The sequence below is a fragment of the Kocuria sp. CPCC 205263 genome, assembly GCF_040981075.1.
In the GTDB taxonomy this organism is placed as follows: Bacteria; Actinomycetota; Actinomycetes; order Actinomycetales; family Micrococcaceae; genus Kocuria; species Kocuria rosea.
Genome location: NZ_JAVKPV010000009.1, coordinates 1 through 17693 on the forward strand (window position 1 = coordinate 1; position 17693 = coordinate 17693).

Below are 17693 nucleotides of genomic sequence, written 5' to 3' on the forward strand. Positions count from 1 at the left end.
AACCAATCAACCGAATAAAACATCCGGTATCAACAAACATGGCACACTATTGAGTTCTCAAACAACAGACCGATCAGCCGTGTCTCGCTTGACACCTTGCTGCCGGAGTGCTCTGCAACCTTAGCCCTTCCGGTCGACCCCGGTCAATCTCAGGTGAACTCTTGGTTACCTGATCGTGACGGTGCCGCCTTCCGGCGTAGCTCACAATCTCCCATCCTAACACTTTTCCGTCCCCGTGCAACTCGCTGGCTGCTCGGCTGGGACCGTTCGGTGGGGGATGCCGCCCCGTGGATCTCCCGGAGGAGTTCCTCGCCGCGACGACTTGGACGAAGTTACTCGGTTTCCGCGGCCCGTGCAAACCGGCCTCCCGGACCCACCGCCGTCGCCCGCCGGCGGTTTCTCCGGGCGCCCCGCGTCCCGGTCCCGGGACGGCGGAAGGGCCCGGATCCGAGGATCCGGGCCCTTCCCGTGACTTCGGCCGGCTCCCTCGGGAACGGCCGGGGCCGGCTCAGTGCTCGGCCGGCTTGAGGTACAGGACGGCGAGCGGCGGGACGGTCAGCTCGACCGAGGCGGGGTTGCCGTTGTGGGCGCCCTCGGTGGCGGTGACCTTGCCGAGGTTGCCCACGCCGGAACCGCCGAAGAGCTCGGAGTCCGTGTTGAGCGCCTCGACCCACTCCCCCGCCCACGGCAGGCCCAGCCGGAAGTTCTCGTGCGGGTTGCCGGCGAAGTTCGCCACGCACACGAGCGGGTTGCCCTGCTCGTCCCAGCGCGTGAAGGAGAGCGTGTTGCGCCCGGCGTCGGCCGCGTCGATCCACTCGAACCCCGCGGGGTTGTTGTCCCGCTCGTACAGCGCGGGGGTCTCCCGGTAGATCCCGTTGAGGGTGCGGACCAGCTCCTGGACGCCCTTGTGCGGCGGGGTCTCCGAGAGCCACCAGTCGAGGCCGTGCTCCTGGGACCACTCGGACTCCTGGGCGTACTCCGTGCCCATGAAGATCAGCTGCTTGCCGGGGTGGGCCCACATGAACGCCAGGTAGGCGCGGACGTTGGCGAGCTGCTGCCACCGGTCGCCCGGCATCTTGCGCAGGAGGGAGCCCTTGCCGTAGACGACCTCGTCATGGGAGATCGGGAGCAGGAAGTTCTCCGAAAACGCGTAGACCAGTGAGAACGTGAGCTTGTTGTGGTGGTAGTACCGGTTGACCGGGTCCTCTGCCATGTACTCGAGGGTGTCGTTCATCCACCCCATGTTCCACTTGAGCCCAAAGCCCAGCCCGTCGGCGTCGGTCGGCCGGGTCACGCCCGGGTAGGACGTCGACTCCTCGGCGATCATGACGATCCCCGGGGTGCGCTTGTACGCGGTGGCGTTGGCCTCCTTGAGGAACGCGATCGCCTCGAGATTCTCGCGGCCGCCGAAGACGTTGGGCTCCCACTCCCCCTCGTTGCGCGAGTAGTCCAGGTAGAGCATGGACGCGACCGCGTCCACGCGCAGGCCGTCCACGTGGAACTCCTCGAGCCAGTAGGAGGCGTTGGCCACCAGGAAGTTCCGGACCTCGTTGCGGCCGTAGTCGGGGATCAGCGTCCCCCAGTCCTTGTGCTCGCCGCGGCGGGGGTCGGCGTGCTCGTACAGGGGCTCGCCGTCGAAGCGGGCCAGCGCCCACTCGTCCTTCGGGAAGTGGCCCGGGACCCAGTCCACGATCACGCCGATGCCAGCCTGGTGCAGCTTGTCCACGAGGTAGCGGAACTCGTCCGGGCTGCCGAAGCGGGAGGACGGCGCGAAGTAGGACGTCACCTGGTAGCCCCAGGACCCGCCGAACGGGTGCTCGGCCACCGGCATGAACTCCACGTGGGTGAAGCCCTGCCAGGTAAGGTACTCGACGAGCTCCTTCGCGAGGTCCTTGTAGCCCAGGCCCTTGCGCCACGAGCCGATGTGCAGCTCATAGACGCTCATGGGCGCGTTGTGCGGATCGGTCGCCGCCCGGCGCGCCATCCAGGCGTCGTCCTGGAACTCGTAGTCGGACTCGAAGACGCGGGACGCGGTGGACGGCGGCACCTCGGTGCCGAAGGCCATGGGGTCCGCCTTCTCGCGCCAGCCGCCGTCCCGGCCGAGGATGCGGAACTTGTAGGTGGCGCCGGAGCCCAGGCCCGGGACGAAGATCTCCCACACGCCCGAGGAGCCGAGGGAGCGCATGGCGTGCTCGCTGCCGTCCCAGCCGTTGAAGTCGCCGATGACCCGCACCGCCTGGGCGTTGGGGGCCCACACGGCGAAGGCCACGCCGGTGATGTCGCCCATCGCGGAGGGGTAGCGGCGCACGTGCGCGCCGAGGACGGTCCACAGCGTCTCGTGGCGGCCCTCGCCGATGAGGTGGAGGTCCAGCTCGCCGAGGGTCGGCCCGAAGCGGTACGGGTCGTCCAGCCGCTGCGGCTCCAGGTCCCGGTAGGTCACGTCCAAGCGGTAGTCGGGGATCCGGCCCGGCTCGTGCGCGGGGACCACGCCCGTGAAGATGCCGCCCCACTCGTGCTCGAGCTCGAAGGTGCCGTCCTGCGTCACGACCGCGACCGCGGTCGCGAACCGGCGCAGCGTGCGCACGGTGACGCTGCCGTCCGGGTTCAGGTGGGCGCCCAGGACGCCGTGCGGGTCGTGGTGGCGGCCCTCGGACACGGCGGCCAGCACGTGCTCGGCCACGTGCACCGGTCCCGCAGGGGCCACGTCGTGGCCGGCCGGGACGGCGCGGGACTTCTGGACGGGGTCGGATCGGTCCTGCGGAGTGCTGGCGCTCACTGCGTCCTCGATTTCCGTTCCCGCTGCCGCAGGGATGAGCCGCGCGGAGCGGGAGCTGTCGTCGTCGTGGTCGGTGCCGGGGGCGGGGTCCGCACCGGCGGTATCAGGGTTCACGCTACGCGACCGGAGGCTCTCCAGTGAACGGCGAACCGCCGCTGCCGGGACGTCCACCCAGTCGGGGCGGTTGCGCTGCTCGTAGACGACCTCGTACAGGGCCTTGTCCAGCCACAGCGCCTGGAACAGCGGGGAACCGCGGTCCACCGGGTGCCCGGCGCCCTGCTCGTAGCCGGCCAGGAACGCGTCGCCGGCGCGCCGGCCCCACGCCTCGGCGTCCGCCGCGCCGGCACGGGCGCCGAAGGCGGCAGCGTAGTCGAAGGAGCGCAGCATGCCGACCACGTCGCGCAGGGCGACGTCCGGCCGGGTGCGCTCCTCGATGGCGCGCAGGGGCTCCCCCTCGAAGTCGAGCACTTTGAACTGCCCGTCCTCGGTCTGCAGGACCTGGCCCAGGTGGTAGTCGCCGTGGATGCGCTGCAGCGGGGGCAGCTCCGGCACGTCGCCGAGGGAGGTGATCAGCTGGTCGAGGGCGGCCGAGTGCTCCGAGAACAGGGAGCCGGTCTCCGTGCGGGCCCAGCGCAGGCGTCCGCCGAGGTCGTTCAGGAGGCGGGCGCGGGCGTCGTCGTCGGGGGCGTCCGCGCCGAACGCGCGGCCCAGGTCGCGGTGCACGCGCGCGGTGGTGCGGCCCAGTTCGCGGGCCTCCTCGGAGAAGTCCGTGCCCTGCTCCGCGGCCTCGACGGCCCGGCCCCACGCGTCGGCGGAGCCGGCGAGGAACTCGGTGGCCACGGCCAGCTGGCCCTGCACGGTGCTCAGCCCGGTGCGCCAGCGGGCGTCGAGCCACCCGAAGGTGCTCGGCACCGCGGGGCAGCCGAGCGCGGTGAGCTCGCGGCCCACCTCCACGTCCGGGTTGTCGCCCTCCCCCAGCACGCGGAAGAACTTCACGATCACGGCGTCGGCGTCCGCCCGGCCCGCGGGCGGGGTGAGGATCACCGAGGAGTTCGACTGCTCGCTCGAGATCACGCGGACCTGCGCGGGCGTCTCGACCGCGTAGGGGACGCGCAGCACGTCGGCGTGCGCGCCCGTCACGGTCAGCCCGAGCGGGCCGGAGCTGAGCGGCTCCGCGCGCTGCATGAGCCCCAGGACCGGTCCGACGAACGCCGGGTCCCCGACCCCGTCGTAGACCCAGGGTCCGGCCACGGCGTCCTCCGCACCGGGCAGCGGCAGCCCGGTGCGGTGGGCCACGGCACGGCCGGCGCGGGCGGCCCGGTCCCGGAGGAAGCGCGCGGCCCGGCGCGGGGTGGCGGTCTCCTCCGCCGGGACCCCCGTCCCGGCGTCCTCGGCCGCGGCGGGCGCCAGCTCGCCGACGAGGAAGCGCTCGGCGCCCGCCAGGGGCGCGGCGCGGAAGCTCAGCGGCACCTGGAGCAGCTCGGTGCGCGCCCCCTCCGAGGCCTCGACCAGCAGGAGCCGGGCGCCGGCGCCCTCCTGGTCCGGCAGCGCCAGCTGGGCGACGACCCGCAGCTCCGTGCCCGCACCGCCGTCCGCGAAGGGGAACCACCGCTGCCGCGGCAGCCACCGGCGCAGGAGGTCGAGGAGCTCGTCGGGGTGCTGGTCGGTCATGGGATCGGGTCCTTCCGGGACGGGCGAGGAGGTGGCCGGACGCGCGGACGCGCTCAGGACTTGGTGGCGGTGATGATCGGCATGGCCGTGGTCTGGGGGGACGTGCCGTCGTCACGGGGAGCGGCCCGGAGGCGCAGCCAGAAGAAGTCCTGGCTGCCGAGGGTGATGCGGTACTCCCCGGCCTCGTCCACCTCGCCGAACAGGTCGCCGCCGAAGAGCTCGCGCAGCCCGCGGCCCGCGAACTGGGGCAGGCGGATCCGGGCGCACGCCGGGGTGTGCGCGAGGTTGAACAGGCACAGCACGGTCTCGCCGCGTCCGTCGTCGGCCTCCTCGTCGGGGAGCACGCGCAGGAACGCGAGCACGGAGTCGTGGTCCGTCTCCACGCCGACGTACGAGCCGAGGCCGAACGCCGGGTGCGCCTTGCGCACCGCGAGCATCTGACGCATCCAGTGCAGCAGGGACGACGACGACGCCAGCTGCGCCTCCACGTTGACCTGGTTGTAGTGGTAGACCAGCGACTGCACCACGGGCAGGTACAGCTTGCCCGGGTCCGCCTTGGAGAACCCGGCGTTGCGGTCCGGGGTCCACTGCATGGGGGTGCGGGACGCGTCGCGGTCGTCGAGCCAGATGTTGTCGCCCATCCCGATCTCGTCCCCGTAGTACAGGAACGGGCTGCCCGGCAGGGACAGGAGCAGGGCGTGGATCAGTTCGATCTCGGCCCGCGAGTTGTCCAGCAGGGGGGCCAGGCGGCGGCGGATGCCCACGTTGGCGCGCATGCGGGAGTCGGGGGCGTACCAGCCGAGCATCGCCTGGCGCTCCTCGGTGGTCACCATCTCGAGGGTCAGCTCGTCGTGGTTGCGCAGGAACGTGCCCCACTGGGTGCCGCGCGGGATGTCCGGCGTCTCCCGCATGGTCTCCACGATCGGGGCGGCCTTCTGGTCCCGCAGCGCGTAGAAGATCCGCGGCATGATCGGGAAGTGGAAGCACATGTGGCACTCGGGGTCCTGCTCGCTGCCGAAGTACTCCACCACCTCGTGCGGCATCTGGTTCGCCTCGGCGATCACCACGCGCCCCGGGTACTGGTCGTCGATCATGCGCCGCAGCTCGACCAGGAAGTCGTGGGTGCCGGGGAGGTTCTCGCAGTTGGTCCCCTCCTCCTCGATCAGGTACGGGATCGCGTCGGCCCGGAAGCCGTCGATGCCCATGTCGAGCCAGAACTTCACCACATCGTGGACGGCTTCCACCACGGCGGGGTTCTCGAAGTTGAGGTCCGGCTGGTGGGAGAAGAAGCGGTGCCAGAAGAACTGCCGGCGGATCGGGTCGAACGTCCAGTTCGACTCCTCGGTGTCCACGAAGATGATCCGGGCGTCCTGGTACAGCTCGTCCGTGTCCGACCAGACGTAGAAGTCGCCGTAGGGCCCTTCGGGGTCCTCGCGGGAGGCCTGGAACCACGGGTGCTGGTCGCTCGTGTGGTTGAGCGGGAGGTCGATGATCACCCGCAGGCCGCGGGCGTGCGCCTCGGCCACGAGGCGCTTGAAGTCGCTGATCGTGCCGAACTCGTCGAGCACCGAGTAGTAGTCCGAGATGTCGTAGCCGCCGTCGCGCAGCGGGGACTCGAAGAACGGCGGCAGCCAGAGGCAGTCGATGCCCAGCCACTGCAGGTAGTCGAGCTTGTCGATCAGGCCGGAGAAGTCGCCGGAGCCGTCACCGTTGGCGTCGGAGAACGCCCGGACGAGCACCTCGTAGAACACCGCTTTGCGGAACCAGTCGGGGTCGTGGGAGATGCCGGGGGCGTTGAGCGAGTACGGCGAGATGCTCATGCGGGGGTGCCGCCTTTCGGACAGGTGGGTCGGAGGCCATCGGTGCTTGCGGAGGGGGCCCTCCCGGGGACGTCGCCCGGGAGGGCCCCGACGGGGTGCGGTCGAGCCCCTACTTGACGTTGCGGCGGACGTGCAGGACGTGCGCGGGGTCGTAGTGCGGGTCCAGGCGCACGTAGTTGTGCGTGCCCCACTTCCAGGAGTTCCCGCTGAGCAGGTCGTCCACCCAGAAGCTGCCGTCCTCGTTGAAGTCCGCGTCGTCCAGGCCCAGGGACTCCAGGTCCAGCCACACGGTGCCCTCCCGGGTCGCGTGCGGGTCCACGTTCACGACCACGATCACCGTGTCCTTGTAGCTCGAGCCCCCGTGCCGGACGGTCTTCGTCCTCGAGAAGGCGACCAGGGCGTCGTCGGACGTGGACTGCACCGTCAGGTTCTGCAGGTCGCCGAACGCGGCGTGCCGGCGCCGGATCTCGTTGAGCCGCGTGAGGTACGGGGCGAGGGACTCGCCGCGCTCCTCGGCGCGGGCGAAGTCGCGGGGCCGGTACTCGTACTTCTCGTTGTCGACGTACTCCTCGGCGCCGGCCCGGGCCACGTGCTCGTAGAGCTCGTAGCCGGCGTAGACGCCCCAGAGGGGCGAGCCGGTGGCGGCCAGGACGGCACGGATCTTGAAGGCCGCGGGCCCGCCGAACTGCAGGTACTCGGTGAGGATGTCGGGGGTGTTGACGAAGAAGTTCGGCCGGTACACCGCCGAGGTCTCGTGGCTGATCTCCTCGAGGTACTCCTCGATCTCCTTCTTGGTGTTGCGCCAGGTGAAGTACGAGTAGGACTGCTGGAAGCCGACCCGGGCGAGGCCCTGCATCATGGCCGGGCGGGTGAACGCCTCGGCCAGGAACACGACGTCGGGGTGCTTGGCGTTGACCGTGCCGATCAGCCACTCCCAGAACCACAGGGGCTTGGTGTGCGGGTTGTCGACCCGGAAGATCTTCACCCCGTGGGAGATCCACAGCTCCACGATCCGCAGCACCTCGAGGGACAGGCCCTCGGGGTCGTTGTCGAAGTTGATCGGGTAGATGTCCTGGTACTTCTTCGGCGGGTTCTCCGCGTACGCGATGGAGCCGTCGGCGCGGGTCGTGAACCACTCCGGGTGCGCGGTGACCCACGGGTGGTCCGGGGAGGCCTGCAGGGCGAGGTCCAGGGCCACCTCGAGGCCCAGGTCACCGGCACGGGCCACGAAGCCGTCGAAGTCCTCAAACGAGCCGAGGTCCGGGTGGATCGTGTCGTGCCCGCCCTCGGGGGCGCCGATGGCCCACGGGGACCCCGGGTCCTGCGGACCGGCCACCAGGGTGTTGTTCGGGCCCTTGCGGTGCGCCGTGCCGATCGGGTGGATCGGGGGCAGGTAGATGACGTCGAAGCACATGGCCGCGACACGGTCGAGGCTCTCGGCGGCGGTCCGGAAGGTGCCGGAGGCCCACGTGCCGGACTCGACGTCGAAGACGGCACCCTCGGAGCGGGGGAAGAACTCGTACCAGGACCCGCGGCCGGCGGCGGCGCGCTCGACCTTCAGCGGGTAGCGGCGGCTCTCGGTCACGAGGTCGCGCAGCGGCCGCTCGGCGACCACGGCCAGGACCTCGGCGGAGGTGCCGGCCTCGAGCCGGTGCTCGGCGGGCAGCTCACCGTTGCCGAGCGTGCGGGAGACCGCGCGGAACAGCTCGGCGTCGGAGTCCGGGCGGCCCGGCTCCGCGGCGGCGCGGTCGAAGAGCACGACGCCCTCGGCCATCATGAGGTCGACGTCCTGGCCGACCCCCACCTTGATCTCGGCGGCGTGGCGCCACGTCTCGAACAGGTCGCCCCAGCCCTCCACGGCGAAGGTCCAGGCGCCCTCGGACGCCGGCGTCAGCCACGCCTCGTAGCGGTCGGTGCCGGGGGTGGTGAGGCGCATCGGCACGCGCTCGGCCTCCGCGCCCTGCGGGTCGTACAGCACCGCGGTCACACCCAGGGCGTCGTGGCCCTCGCGGAACACGGTGGCGCCCACGCGGATCGACTCGCCCGGCACGGCCTTCGCCGGGAAGCGGCCGTCCTCGACCACGGGGCTCACGCCGACGACCGGGATCCGGCCGTAGACGAGGTCCTCGCGGGAGAACGCCGAGCCGGCGGCCTTCCGGCGCGTGGTCGTCGACTTCCGCGGCGTGGTGGCCTTCTTGGCGGTGGCCGTCCTCGTGCCGGCGGCCTTGGCCGCGGGCGTCCCGGCGGGCGACTTCGCCGCGGCCGTCCTGGCCGTGGACGTCCGCTTGGCACGCGTCTTGGGCTCCGCCGCGGGGACGACGGCGATGCCGGGCTCGTCGGCCACGGGCGCCGTGACCTCGGGCTCCGGGGCCTTCCGGGCGGTGGACGCTCTGCGCCGCGCCGGTGCCTTCTTCGCGGGCTGCTCGGCCGGCGCCGCGGCGGCACCGGTCCCGGCACCGGGAAGGGCGGGCGTCGTCGTCGTCGAGGGGTCGGGGGCGGGCGCGCCGGCCGGGCTCGAGGCCGGGTCGGACGGGGGCGGCGTGTTGGCTTGGCTCACCTGGACCACGTTAGCGACAAACCCGGCGATCGTTAAGCCCGCTGTCGAACCGTGGGACGGTGTCGCCGTCCCGGTGTCCCGGCCCCGGTCGGGCGGTGCGGCGCGCCGGGGGAAGGATGGGCGGCGGCACCGCCGTCCGGCGCCGCCGCACCGGTAGTCTGACGGCGTGAAGGCAATCCGTAGATTCACCGTGCGCACCGTGCTGCCGGAGTCCATCGCCCCTCTGAGCCGACTTGCGAGGAACCTTCGCTGGTCCTGGCACCGGCCCACCGAACAGCTGTTCGCCGAGCTGAACCCGCAGGCCTGGGACGCGGTCCACGGGGACCCCGTCAAGCTCCTCGGCTCCCTCACCCGGGAGGAGATCCAGCAGATCGCCCAGGACCCGGCCACGGTGCGCCGGATCGAGGAGCTGGACGCCGATCTCGAGCGCTACCTCACCGACGACCTGTGGTACCAGAAGACGCAGGCGGAGGACGCCCCGCGGTCCATCGCCTACTTCTCCGCCGAGTACGGTGTCACCTCCGTGCTCCCCCAGTACTCGGGCGGGCTGGGGATCCTCGCCGGCGACCACCTCAAGAGCGCCTCGGACCTCGGCGTGCCGGTGGTGGGCGTCGGCCTGTTCTACCAGCACGGCTACTTCAAGCAGTCCCTGTCCCGCGACGCGTGGCAGCAGGAGTCCTACCCTGTCCTCGACCCGGACGGCATGCCCCTGACGTTGCTGCGGGAGGAGGACGGGAGCCCGGTCCGGATCACCCTGCCCCTACCCAACGGCCGCTCCCTGTCCGCCCACATCTGGCGGGCCGACGTCGGCCGCGTCCCCCTGCTGCTGCTCGACTCCGACATCCCGGACAACGACGACCACGCCCGCAACGTCACGGACCGCCTCTACGGCGGCGGCGGCGACCACCGGCTCCAGCAGGAGCTGCTCCTCGGGATGGGCGGGATCCGGGCGCTGCGGGCCTTCTCCCGGCTGACCGGGGCGCCCGCCCCGGAGGTCTTCCACTGCAACGAGGGCCACGCCGGGTTCCTGGGCGTCGAGCGGATCGCGGAGCTCATGGACCCGGCGGACGGGACCGAGCCGATGACGTGGGACGAGGCCCTGACCGCGGTGCGCTCGGCCACCGTGTTCACGACCCACACCCCGGTGCCCGCGGGCATCGACCGGTTCGAGCAGGCGCAGATCGAGCACTTCCTCAACGCGGGTCTCGCCCCGTCCGTGCCCACGGCCAAGATCCTGTCCCTGGGCGCCGAGGACTACGACGGCGGCGACCCCTCCAAGTTCAACATGGCGGTCATGGGGCTGCGCCTGGCGCAGCGGGCCAACGGGGTGGCCAAGCTGCACGGCGTGGTCTCCCGGGGCATGTTCCAGGGGCTGTGGCCGGGCTTCGACGTCGACGAGGTGCCGATCGGCTCGATCACCAACGGCGTGCACGTCATGACCTGGATCGACCCGCGCATGGCGGAGCTGGCCCTCGACCCGATGGGCTCGGACCTGAACCGGGCCGCGCGGTGGCGCCGGATCTACGGCGCCGACGACGCCGAGCTGTGGGCCGTCCGACGGGAGCTGCGCACCCGCCTGGTGGAGGACGTCCGGGCCCGGCTGCGGGCGTCGTGGAAGAAGCGCGGTCTCGCGGACGCCGAGCTGGGCTGGACCGACTCGGTTCTCGACCCGGGCGTGCTCACGATCGGCTTCGCCCGCCGGGTGCCCACCTACAAGCGGCTCACGCTCATGCTGCGGGACCCGCAGCGGCTCAAGCGGATCCTGCTGGACCCGGAGCACCCCGTCCAGCTCGTGGTCGCCGGGAAGTCCCACCCGGCCGACGAGCAGGGCAAGCGCCTGATCCAGGACCTCGTGCGCTTCACGGACGACCCGGAGGTGCGCCACCGGATCGTGTTCCTCCCCAACTACGACATCGCTATGGCCCGGACCCTCTTCCCGGGCTGCGACGTGTGGCTGAACAACCCGCTGCGCCCGCTCGAGGCGTGCGGCACGTCCGGGATGAAGGCCGCCCTCAACGGCGGGCTGAACCTCTCGGTGCTCGACGGCTGGTGGGACGAGATGTACGACGGCCAGAACGGCTGGGCCATCCCGACCGCCGACGAGGGCGCGCACCCGGACGAGCGCGACGACATCGAGGCCGCCGCCCTCTATGAGCTCATCGAGAACCACGTGGCCCCGCGGTTCTACGGCGAGACGGCGGAGGGCTCGGACCCGAACACCGACGGCGTGCCCCACCAGTGGCTGGCCATGGTCAAGCACACCCTCGCGACGCTGGGCCCGCAGGTCTCCGCCAAGCGCATGCTCGAGGACTACGTGCGGCACCTCTACGTCCCGGCCGCCGTCTCGGGCCGCCGGGCGGCGCTGGACGGCCACGCGGCCGCCCGGGCGAAGTCCCGGTGGGTCGGGCGCGTGCGCCAGGCGTGGGGCCAGGTGTCGGTGGAGCACGTGGACGCCGAGGGCGTGGCCCAGGAGCCGCAGATCGGGGACGAGCTCACGGTGTGCGCCTACGTGTCCCTCGGCTCGCTGAGCCCGGAGGACGTGTGCGCGGAGATCGGGTACGGCCGGGTCTCGGAGACGGACCACATCCACGAGCGCAAGTACGCGGGCCTGAGCCCCGTCGACGACCTCGGCGGGGGGCGGCACAAGTTCTGCGGCACGATCACCGTGGACCGCTCGGGCCCGTTCGGCTACACCGTCCGGTTGCTGCCCGCCCACCCCGAGCTCGCCGACAAGGCCGAGCTGGGACTGGTGACCAACGCCTGAGCCGCCGGCGCCGCGCGGCCCACAGGAGGGGCCGCCGCGGCTCGGCGCACCGGATGGCTCAGCGCACCGGGACCCTCAGCGCACCCGGGTGCTCAGAGCACCCGGAAGAGCGTCACCGAGCCGGCGGGCACGCCCTGCGCCTGGCCCGCCCGGTAGCGCGCCCCGTAGCGTCCGTGCAGCACGGAGGCCGTGCTGTGCACCAGGGAGTAGACGCCGTCGGCCTTCTCGAGGGGGTGCCCCTGCTCGCCCGGCCGCAGGAGCTCCGCGAGGTTCGGGAAGATGATCGCCATGTCGGCGCTCGCGCCGTTGACCACCATGAGCCCCGCCACCCGGCCGCCGCGGGACCCGATCAGCACCTGGATGGTCCGGGCCCCGGGGGTCTGCCAGCCGGTGGCGGTCATGGCCGACCCGTCGGGGCCGAACCAGTGCATCATCACCTCGTCGGGGCGGGTCGGGAAGTGGGACGGCTGCCCCGACAGGAACTCCCCCCGCACGGCCACCAGGGAGCGGGTGGCCGCGAGCATGGCGCGGTCCGCCGGTGTGAGCCGCCAGTCCACCCAGGACAGCTCGTTGTCCTGGCAGTAGGCGTTGTTGTTGCCGCGCTGGGTGCGGCCGAACTCGTCCCCGGCCGTGATCATGGGCACGCCCTGGGAGAAGAGCAGGGTAGCCATGACGTTGCGCATGGTCTGGGCCCGGTCGGCCCGGATCCGCACGTCGCGCGCCGGGCCCTCCACCCCGTGGTTCCACGAGTGGTTGTCGTTGGTCCCGTCCCGGTTCTTCTCCAGGTTGTCCTGGTTGTGCTTGTTGTCGTAGGAGACGAGATCCGCCAGGGTGAAGCCGTCGTGGGCGGTCACGAAGTTCACGGACGCCAGGGCGCTGCGCCCGGAGGCTGCGAACATGTCCGAGGAGCCGGCGAGCGCCCCGGCGAGCCGGGCGGCGTTGCCCCCGTCCCCGCCGAGGCTCATGCTGCGCGGGCCGGTGAGCCAGAAGTCGCGGACGGTGTCCCGGAAGCGGTCGTTCCAGTCGGCCCACCCCTCGGGGAAGTGACCGGTCTGCCAGCCGCCCATGCCCACGTCCCAGGGCTCGGCGATGAGCTTCGTCCCGAACAGGGCGGGGTCCGCGCCGACGGCCACGAGGAAGGGGTGGTTGCGGGTGAAGCGGTGGCGCTCGTCCCGGGCCAGCTCGGGGGCGAGGTCGAAGCGGAAGCCGTCCACGTGGCAGCGCTCCACCCAGTAGCGCAGGGAGTCCAGCGCCATCTGCACCACCCGCGGGTTGCCGAAGTTCACGGAGTTGCCGCACCCCGTGACATCCACGTAGCGGCCGTCCTCGCCGTGGCGGTAGTAGGCCTCGTCGCCGAGTCCCCGCCAGCAGTAGGCGGGCTCCTCCTGGCCGGCCTCCGCGGTGTGGTTGTAGACGACGTCGAGGTAGACCTCGAGCCCCGCGCGGTGCAGCTCCCGGACCATCGCCTTGAACTCGTCCAGCACGCCCTGCGGTCCCCGGGCGCGGGCGGCCTCGGTCGCGTAGCCGGCGTGTGGGGCGAAGAAGCCCAGGGTGTTGTAGCCCCAGTAGTTGCTCAGCCCGAGGGACGTGAGGTGCGGCTCGTCCAGGTGGGCGTGCACGGGCAGGAGCTCGACGGCCGTGACGCCCAGGGACGTGAGGTACCCGGTCATCGCGGGGTGCGCGAGCCCGGCGTACGTGCCCCGCAGCTCCTCCGGGACGTCCGGGTGCAGGGCGGTCAGGCCCTTGACGTGCGCCTCGTAGACGACGGTGTCCCGCCACGGGGTGGCCGGACGGCGGTCCTCGTCCCAGTCGAAGTCCTGCTGGACGACCACGGAGACGTAGCGGCCCCCGTAGGCGTCGGGGCCGGGATCGACGACGCCGGGCGGCGGTGCGACGCGGCGCAGCCCCTTGCCGTAGGGGTCGAGCAGGATCTGCTGGGCGACCGGGTCCGGGGAGCGGTGGCGGGAGGCGACCGGCGAGTCGGCGGGCACGAACCCGTACTCCGTGCCGGCGGGCAGGGCCGGGGCCTCGTCCCGGTGCCGCAGGTAGTCGAAGCCCGTCTCCGAGAGCCGCTGCTGCTCGGCCGGCGGGATCGTCCCGTGGTGCACGCCGCCGGTGCGGCCGGTGAGCCGCCGCCGCTGCCAGCGGCCGCCGGGCAGGCGGAAGACGATGTCCAGGTCGGGGATCCCCGGGGCGTAGACCGCCACGTTCGCGCTGCCGTCGCGCTCGGGAGAGGGGTGGACCCCGAGGGGGTAGGGGTGGGAGACGTACGGCCGACCGGTGTCCTGCCGCCGGGGCTCAGGAACCAGCACGGCGTCGCGACACCTCGTACAGGGTGATGCCCACGGCCATCGAGGCGTTGAGCGACTCCATCGTGGAGTCGATGGGGATGGAGACGACCTGGTCGCAGTTCTCGGTGACCAGCCGGGACAGGCCCTTGCCCTCCGAGCCGACCACGATGACGAGCGGCTCGGTGGCCAGCTCGAGGCCGGGCAGCTCGACGTCGCCGCCGCCGTCGAGGCCGACCACGAAGTAGCCCATGGCCTTGAGCTCCTCGAGGGTGCGGTTGAGGTTGGCCGCCTTGGTGACGGGCACGCGGGCCGCGGCGCCGGCGCTGGTCTTCCAGGCGGAGGCCGTGACGCCCACGGACCGGCGCTCGGGCACGATCACGGCGTTGCCGGAGAACGCGGAGACGCTGCGGATGATGGCGCCGAGGTTGCGGGGGTCGGTGATCCCGTCGAGGGCGACCATCAGCGGGGGACGGCGGATGTGCCGCTTCTCCCACTGGGTCATGAACTTCCGGGCGGCCTCCACGGCGTCCTGGTACTCGTAGGCCGGCACCTGCAGAGCCACGCCCTGGTGCACGGCGTCGCTGGTGAGCCGGTCGAGCTCGCCCTTGGAGGCCTCGAGGATCGTGATCCCGCGCTCGGCGCAGAGCTGCAGGATCTCGCGCACGCGGTCGTCGACGTCGATCTTGCTCGCCGCGTACAGGGCCTTGGCGGGGATGTCCGCGCGCAGCGCCTCGACCACGGAGTTCCGCCCGGTGACGAGGTCCTCCTGGACCTTGCCGCGGGTGCGGGCCGGGGAGCGGCCGCCCTGGCCCTGTCGCCGCTCGGCGGCATTCTTCATCTTGTGCGCCTTGTGGTACGGGCGGTCCTCGGCCTTGGGGGTGGGGCCCCGGCCCTCGAGGGCCTTGCGGCCGTGGCCGCCGGTGCCGACCAGCGGGCCCTTCTTGTTCTTTCGGATCGCGCCGGGACGCTTGGGGGCTGGCATGGGTTCCTCTGTTCGGTCGTGGTGGGTGGGGCGGGCCGGTCAGGCCACGGACCAGGTGGATCCGCCGGCGGCGTCGCGCACCGCGACGCCGGCGGCGGCGAGCTCGTCCCGGAGGGCGTCGGCCCGGGCCCAGTCCTTGGCGGCGCGGGCCTGGTCGCGCTGGGCCAGCAGCGAGCGCACGAGGGCGTCGAGGGCCGCGTGCTCGGCGGCGTTCCCGGCGGCGTCCCCGAGGTCCATGAGCGCGGTCAGGCCGAGGACGTCGGTCATGGCGCGCACCGCCCGGGCGGGCGCGGCGGCGTCCAGGCCGTCGGCGAGCGCGGAGTTGCCGGCGCGGACGGTCTCGTGCAGGACGGCGAGGGCCTGGGGCACGTTGAGGTCGTCGTCCATGGCGTCGCCGAAGGCGGGCGGCACGTCCCCGGCCGTCCCGTCGAGGTCGGCGCCGGTTTCCCGGGCCGCGCGCAGGAAGGACTCGACCCGTTCGACCGCGGCCGTGGCCTCGGCGAGGGAGGTGGGCCGGTAGTCCAGCACGGAGCGGTAGTGGGCCTGGCCGAGGTAGTAGCGCACGGCCAGCGGCCGGGCCTCGGCGAGCATCTCCGCCGGGGAGACGGTGTTGCCGATCGACTTGGACATCTTCTCGCCCGCGTAGGTGACCAGCCCGTTGTGCAGCCAGAGCGTCGCGAACCGCTGCCCGGCCGCCGCCGACTGGGCCAGCTCGTTCTCGTGGTGGGGGAAGCGCAGGTCCAGTCCGCCGCCGTGGATGTCGAAGTGCTCGCCGAGGTACTTCGCGGCCATGGCCGAGCACTCGAGGTGCCAGCCGGGCCGGCCGGCGCCCCAGGGCGAGTCCCAGCGGGCGGTCTCGGGCTCCCCCGCCTTGTGCCCCTTCCACAGAGCGAAGTCGCGGGGGTCCCGCTTGCCGCGGGGGTCGGCGTCGGGGGCGTCCTGCATGTCGTCGACCGACTGGTGGGTGAGCTCGCCGTAGCGCTCCCAGGAGCGGACGTCGAAGTAGACGTCCCCGGAGCCGTCCGGCGCCGGGTAGGCGTGCCCGGCGTCGACGAGGGTGCGGATTAGGGCGTGCATCTCGGGGACGTGGCCCGTGGCGCGCGGCTCGTAGGTGGGCCGGCCGACGCCGATGGCGTCGTAGGCGGCGTTGAACGCCTGCTCGAACCGGTAGGCGAGCGCCCACCACGGCTCGCGGGGGTGGTCGCCGGCGTAGTCGGGGGCGAAGGACGCGGCCGAGTTCGCGAGGATCTTGTCGTCGATGTCGGTGACGTTGCGCACGGTGGTGACCCGGTAGCCGCGGTGGGCGAGCCACCGGGCGAGCTGGTCGAAGACCAGGGCCGAGCGGACGTGGCCGATGTGCGGCATGCCCTGGACGGTGGCGCCGCAGTAGTACAGACGGGCCTCGCCGGGGTGGGCGGGCGCGAAGTCCCGCACGGTCGCGGTGGCGGTGTCGTAGAAGCGCAGAGTCACACGGCCCATCATAAGGGCGGGCGGTGGCGCCCCGGTCAGGCCCGGCGCGCGTCCGCGGGCACGACCAGCGCGGTGGCCACGGCCGCGAGTCCCTCCCCGCGGCCCGTGAGCCCGAGCCGGTCGGAGGTCGTGGCGCTGACCGTGACGGGCGCGCCGGCCGCGCCGGTGAGCACGGACTCGGCCTCGGCCCGCCGCGGCGCGAACCGCGGCCGGTTCCCGATCAGCTGCACGGCCACGTTGCCGATCTCGAAGCCGGCCTCCCGCACGATCCGGGCCGCCTCCGCGAGGATCCGCGCCCCGGACGCGCCCTCCAGCTCGGGGCGGTCCACACCGAAGTTGGCGCCCAGGTCGCCCGTGCCGGAGGCCGAGAACAGGGCGTCGGCGGCGGCGTGGGCCACGACGTCCCCGTCCGAGTGCCCGGCGAGACCGCGCTCCCCCGGCCACTCGAGGCCCGCGACCCACAGCGGGGTGCCCTCGGGTCCGAAGGCGTGGACGTCGACGGCGATGCCGGTGCGGGGCAGGATCACGGGTCAGGGCTCCTCGGGGTCGAGCAGGTCGGGGTCGGGGGAAGGAGCGGCGGTGACGGGCACCGCCGCGTCCGCGCCCGGTGCGCGGCCGCGCAGGACGGCCTCGGCCAGCACCAGGTCGAGCGGACGGGTGATCTTGAAGGCGTGCTCGTGTCCGGGCACCGTCAGCACGGCGGTCCCCGGGGCGTGCGCCTCCACGAGGGAGGCGTCGTCGGTGACGGACCCGGGGTCCGTCCCGGCCTCCGCGGCGGCGCGGTTCACCGACCGGAGCAGGGCGAGGTCGAAGCCCTGCGGGGTCTGCACCGCGCGCAGCACCGTGCGGTCCACGGTGCCGAGCGATCGTCCGGCGTCGTCGACCCGGCGCATCGTGTCCGCCACGGGCAGCACGGGGACCACGGCGCGCTCCCCGGCGCGCAGCCGGTCCACGACGGTGCGGAAGACCCCGGGCGGGGTGAGGCAGCGGGCGGCGTCGTGGACGAGCACCGCGGTGCAGGCGGGCTCGGACCGCGCGAGCTCGGTCAGCGCCTCGCGCACGGACTCCGCGCGGGAGGCTCCGCCGGTCACGGGTCGCGCGCCGTGCGCCCGGGCGGTCGCGGAGAGCTCGACGTCCCCGGCCGGGACGGTCACCAGCACGGGCCCGGTCAGCCCGGCGCACCGGATGCCCCGCAGCGCGTGCTCCAGGAGGGGGCGGCCGTCGAGGACCACCAGGGCCTTGGGGATGCCGTGCCCGAGTCGTGTGCCGGAGCCCGCCGCCACGACGACGACGGCGAACCCGCCCTCCGGGGAGGGCGGGTTCGCCGTGGTGGACCGTGGTGCGTTCCCGCTCACGGGTCGG

9 protein-coding genes are annotated in these 17693 nt (G+C 72.7%); 1 reads left to right on the forward strand and 8 read right to left on the reverse strand.

Going from position 1 to position 17693, the window contains the following annotated elements:
• Positions 1-508: 508 nt before the first annotated feature.
• From glgB to RF647_RS14210, 3 genes are all read right to left on the reverse strand, one after another.
• Positions 509-4447, reverse strand: coding sequence for a 1,4-alpha-glucan branching protein GlgB (glgB, locus tag RF647_RS14200; RefSeq protein WP_368812281.1), 3939 nt, complete (start codon positions 4445-4447; stop codon positions 509-511).
• Positions 4448-4500: 53 nt separating this feature from the next.
• Positions 4501-6267, reverse strand: coding sequence for a maltose alpha-D-glucosyltransferase (gene treS / locus RF647_RS14205; protein ID WP_017831955.1), 1767 nt, complete (start codon positions 6265-6267; stop codon positions 4501-4503).
• A 109-nt stretch (positions 6268-6376) separates the two neighbouring features.
• Positions 6377-8833, reverse strand: a complete 2457-nt coding sequence (locus tag RF647_RS14210; RefSeq protein WP_368812282.1) for a maltotransferase domain-containing protein — start codon at positions 8831-8833, stop codon at positions 6377-6379.
• Positions 8834-8990: 157 nt separating this feature from the next.
• Between RF647_RS14210 and glgP the strand changes: the two genes are divergently transcribed.
• On the forward strand, positions 8991-11588 hold the full coding sequence (glgP, locus tag RF647_RS14215) for an alpha-glucan family phosphorylase (RefSeq protein WP_368812283.1): 2598 nt from the start codon (positions 8991-8993) through the stop codon (positions 11586-11588).
• A 92-nt stretch (positions 11589-11680) separates the two neighbouring features.
• On the opposite strand, the gene glgX is transcribed toward glgP, so the two are convergent.
• The 5 genes from glgX to ispD are packed head-to-tail and all read right to left on the reverse strand — an operon-like array spanning position 11681 to position 17686.
• Positions 11681-13900 (reverse strand): glycogen debranching protein GlgX, encoded by a 2220-nt coding sequence (gene glgX, locus RF647_RS14220; RefSeq protein ID WP_368812284.1) that lies wholly within the window; start codon positions 13898-13900, stop codon positions 11681-11683.
• The gene (gene rlmB, locus RF647_RS14225) at positions 13887-14861 is read right to left on the reverse strand and encodes a 23S rRNA (guanosine(2251)-2'-O)-methyltransferase RlmB (RefSeq protein WP_368812285.1); all 975 of its coding nucleotides are present in this window, start codon (positions 14859-14861) and stop codon (positions 13887-13889) included. Before rlmB ends, glgX begins: the two co-directional genes overlap by 14 nt.
• Before the next feature lie 39 nt (positions 14862-14900).
• The gene (gene cysS / locus RF647_RS14230) at positions 14901-16331 is read right to left on the reverse strand and encodes a cysteine--tRNA ligase (RefSeq protein ID WP_368812286.1); all 1431 of its coding nucleotides are present in this window, start codon (positions 16329-16331) and stop codon (positions 14901-14903) included.
• 35 nt (positions 16332-16366) lie between these two features.
• Positions 16367-16858 carry a 2-C-methyl-D-erythritol 2,4-cyclodiphosphate synthase gene (ispF, locus tag RF647_RS14235; RefSeq protein WP_368812287.1) on the reverse strand — a complete coding sequence of 164 codons (492 nt, stop codon included), beginning with the start codon at positions 16856-16858 and terminating at the stop codon, positions 16367-16369.
• A gap of 3 nt (positions 16859-16861) precedes the next feature.
• Positions 16862-17686 (reverse strand): 2-C-methyl-D-erythritol 4-phosphate cytidylyltransferase, encoded by an 825-nt coding sequence (ispD, locus tag RF647_RS14240; protein WP_368812288.1) that lies wholly within the window; start codon positions 17684-17686, stop codon positions 16862-16864.
• Positions 17687-17693: the final 7 nt, after the last annotated feature.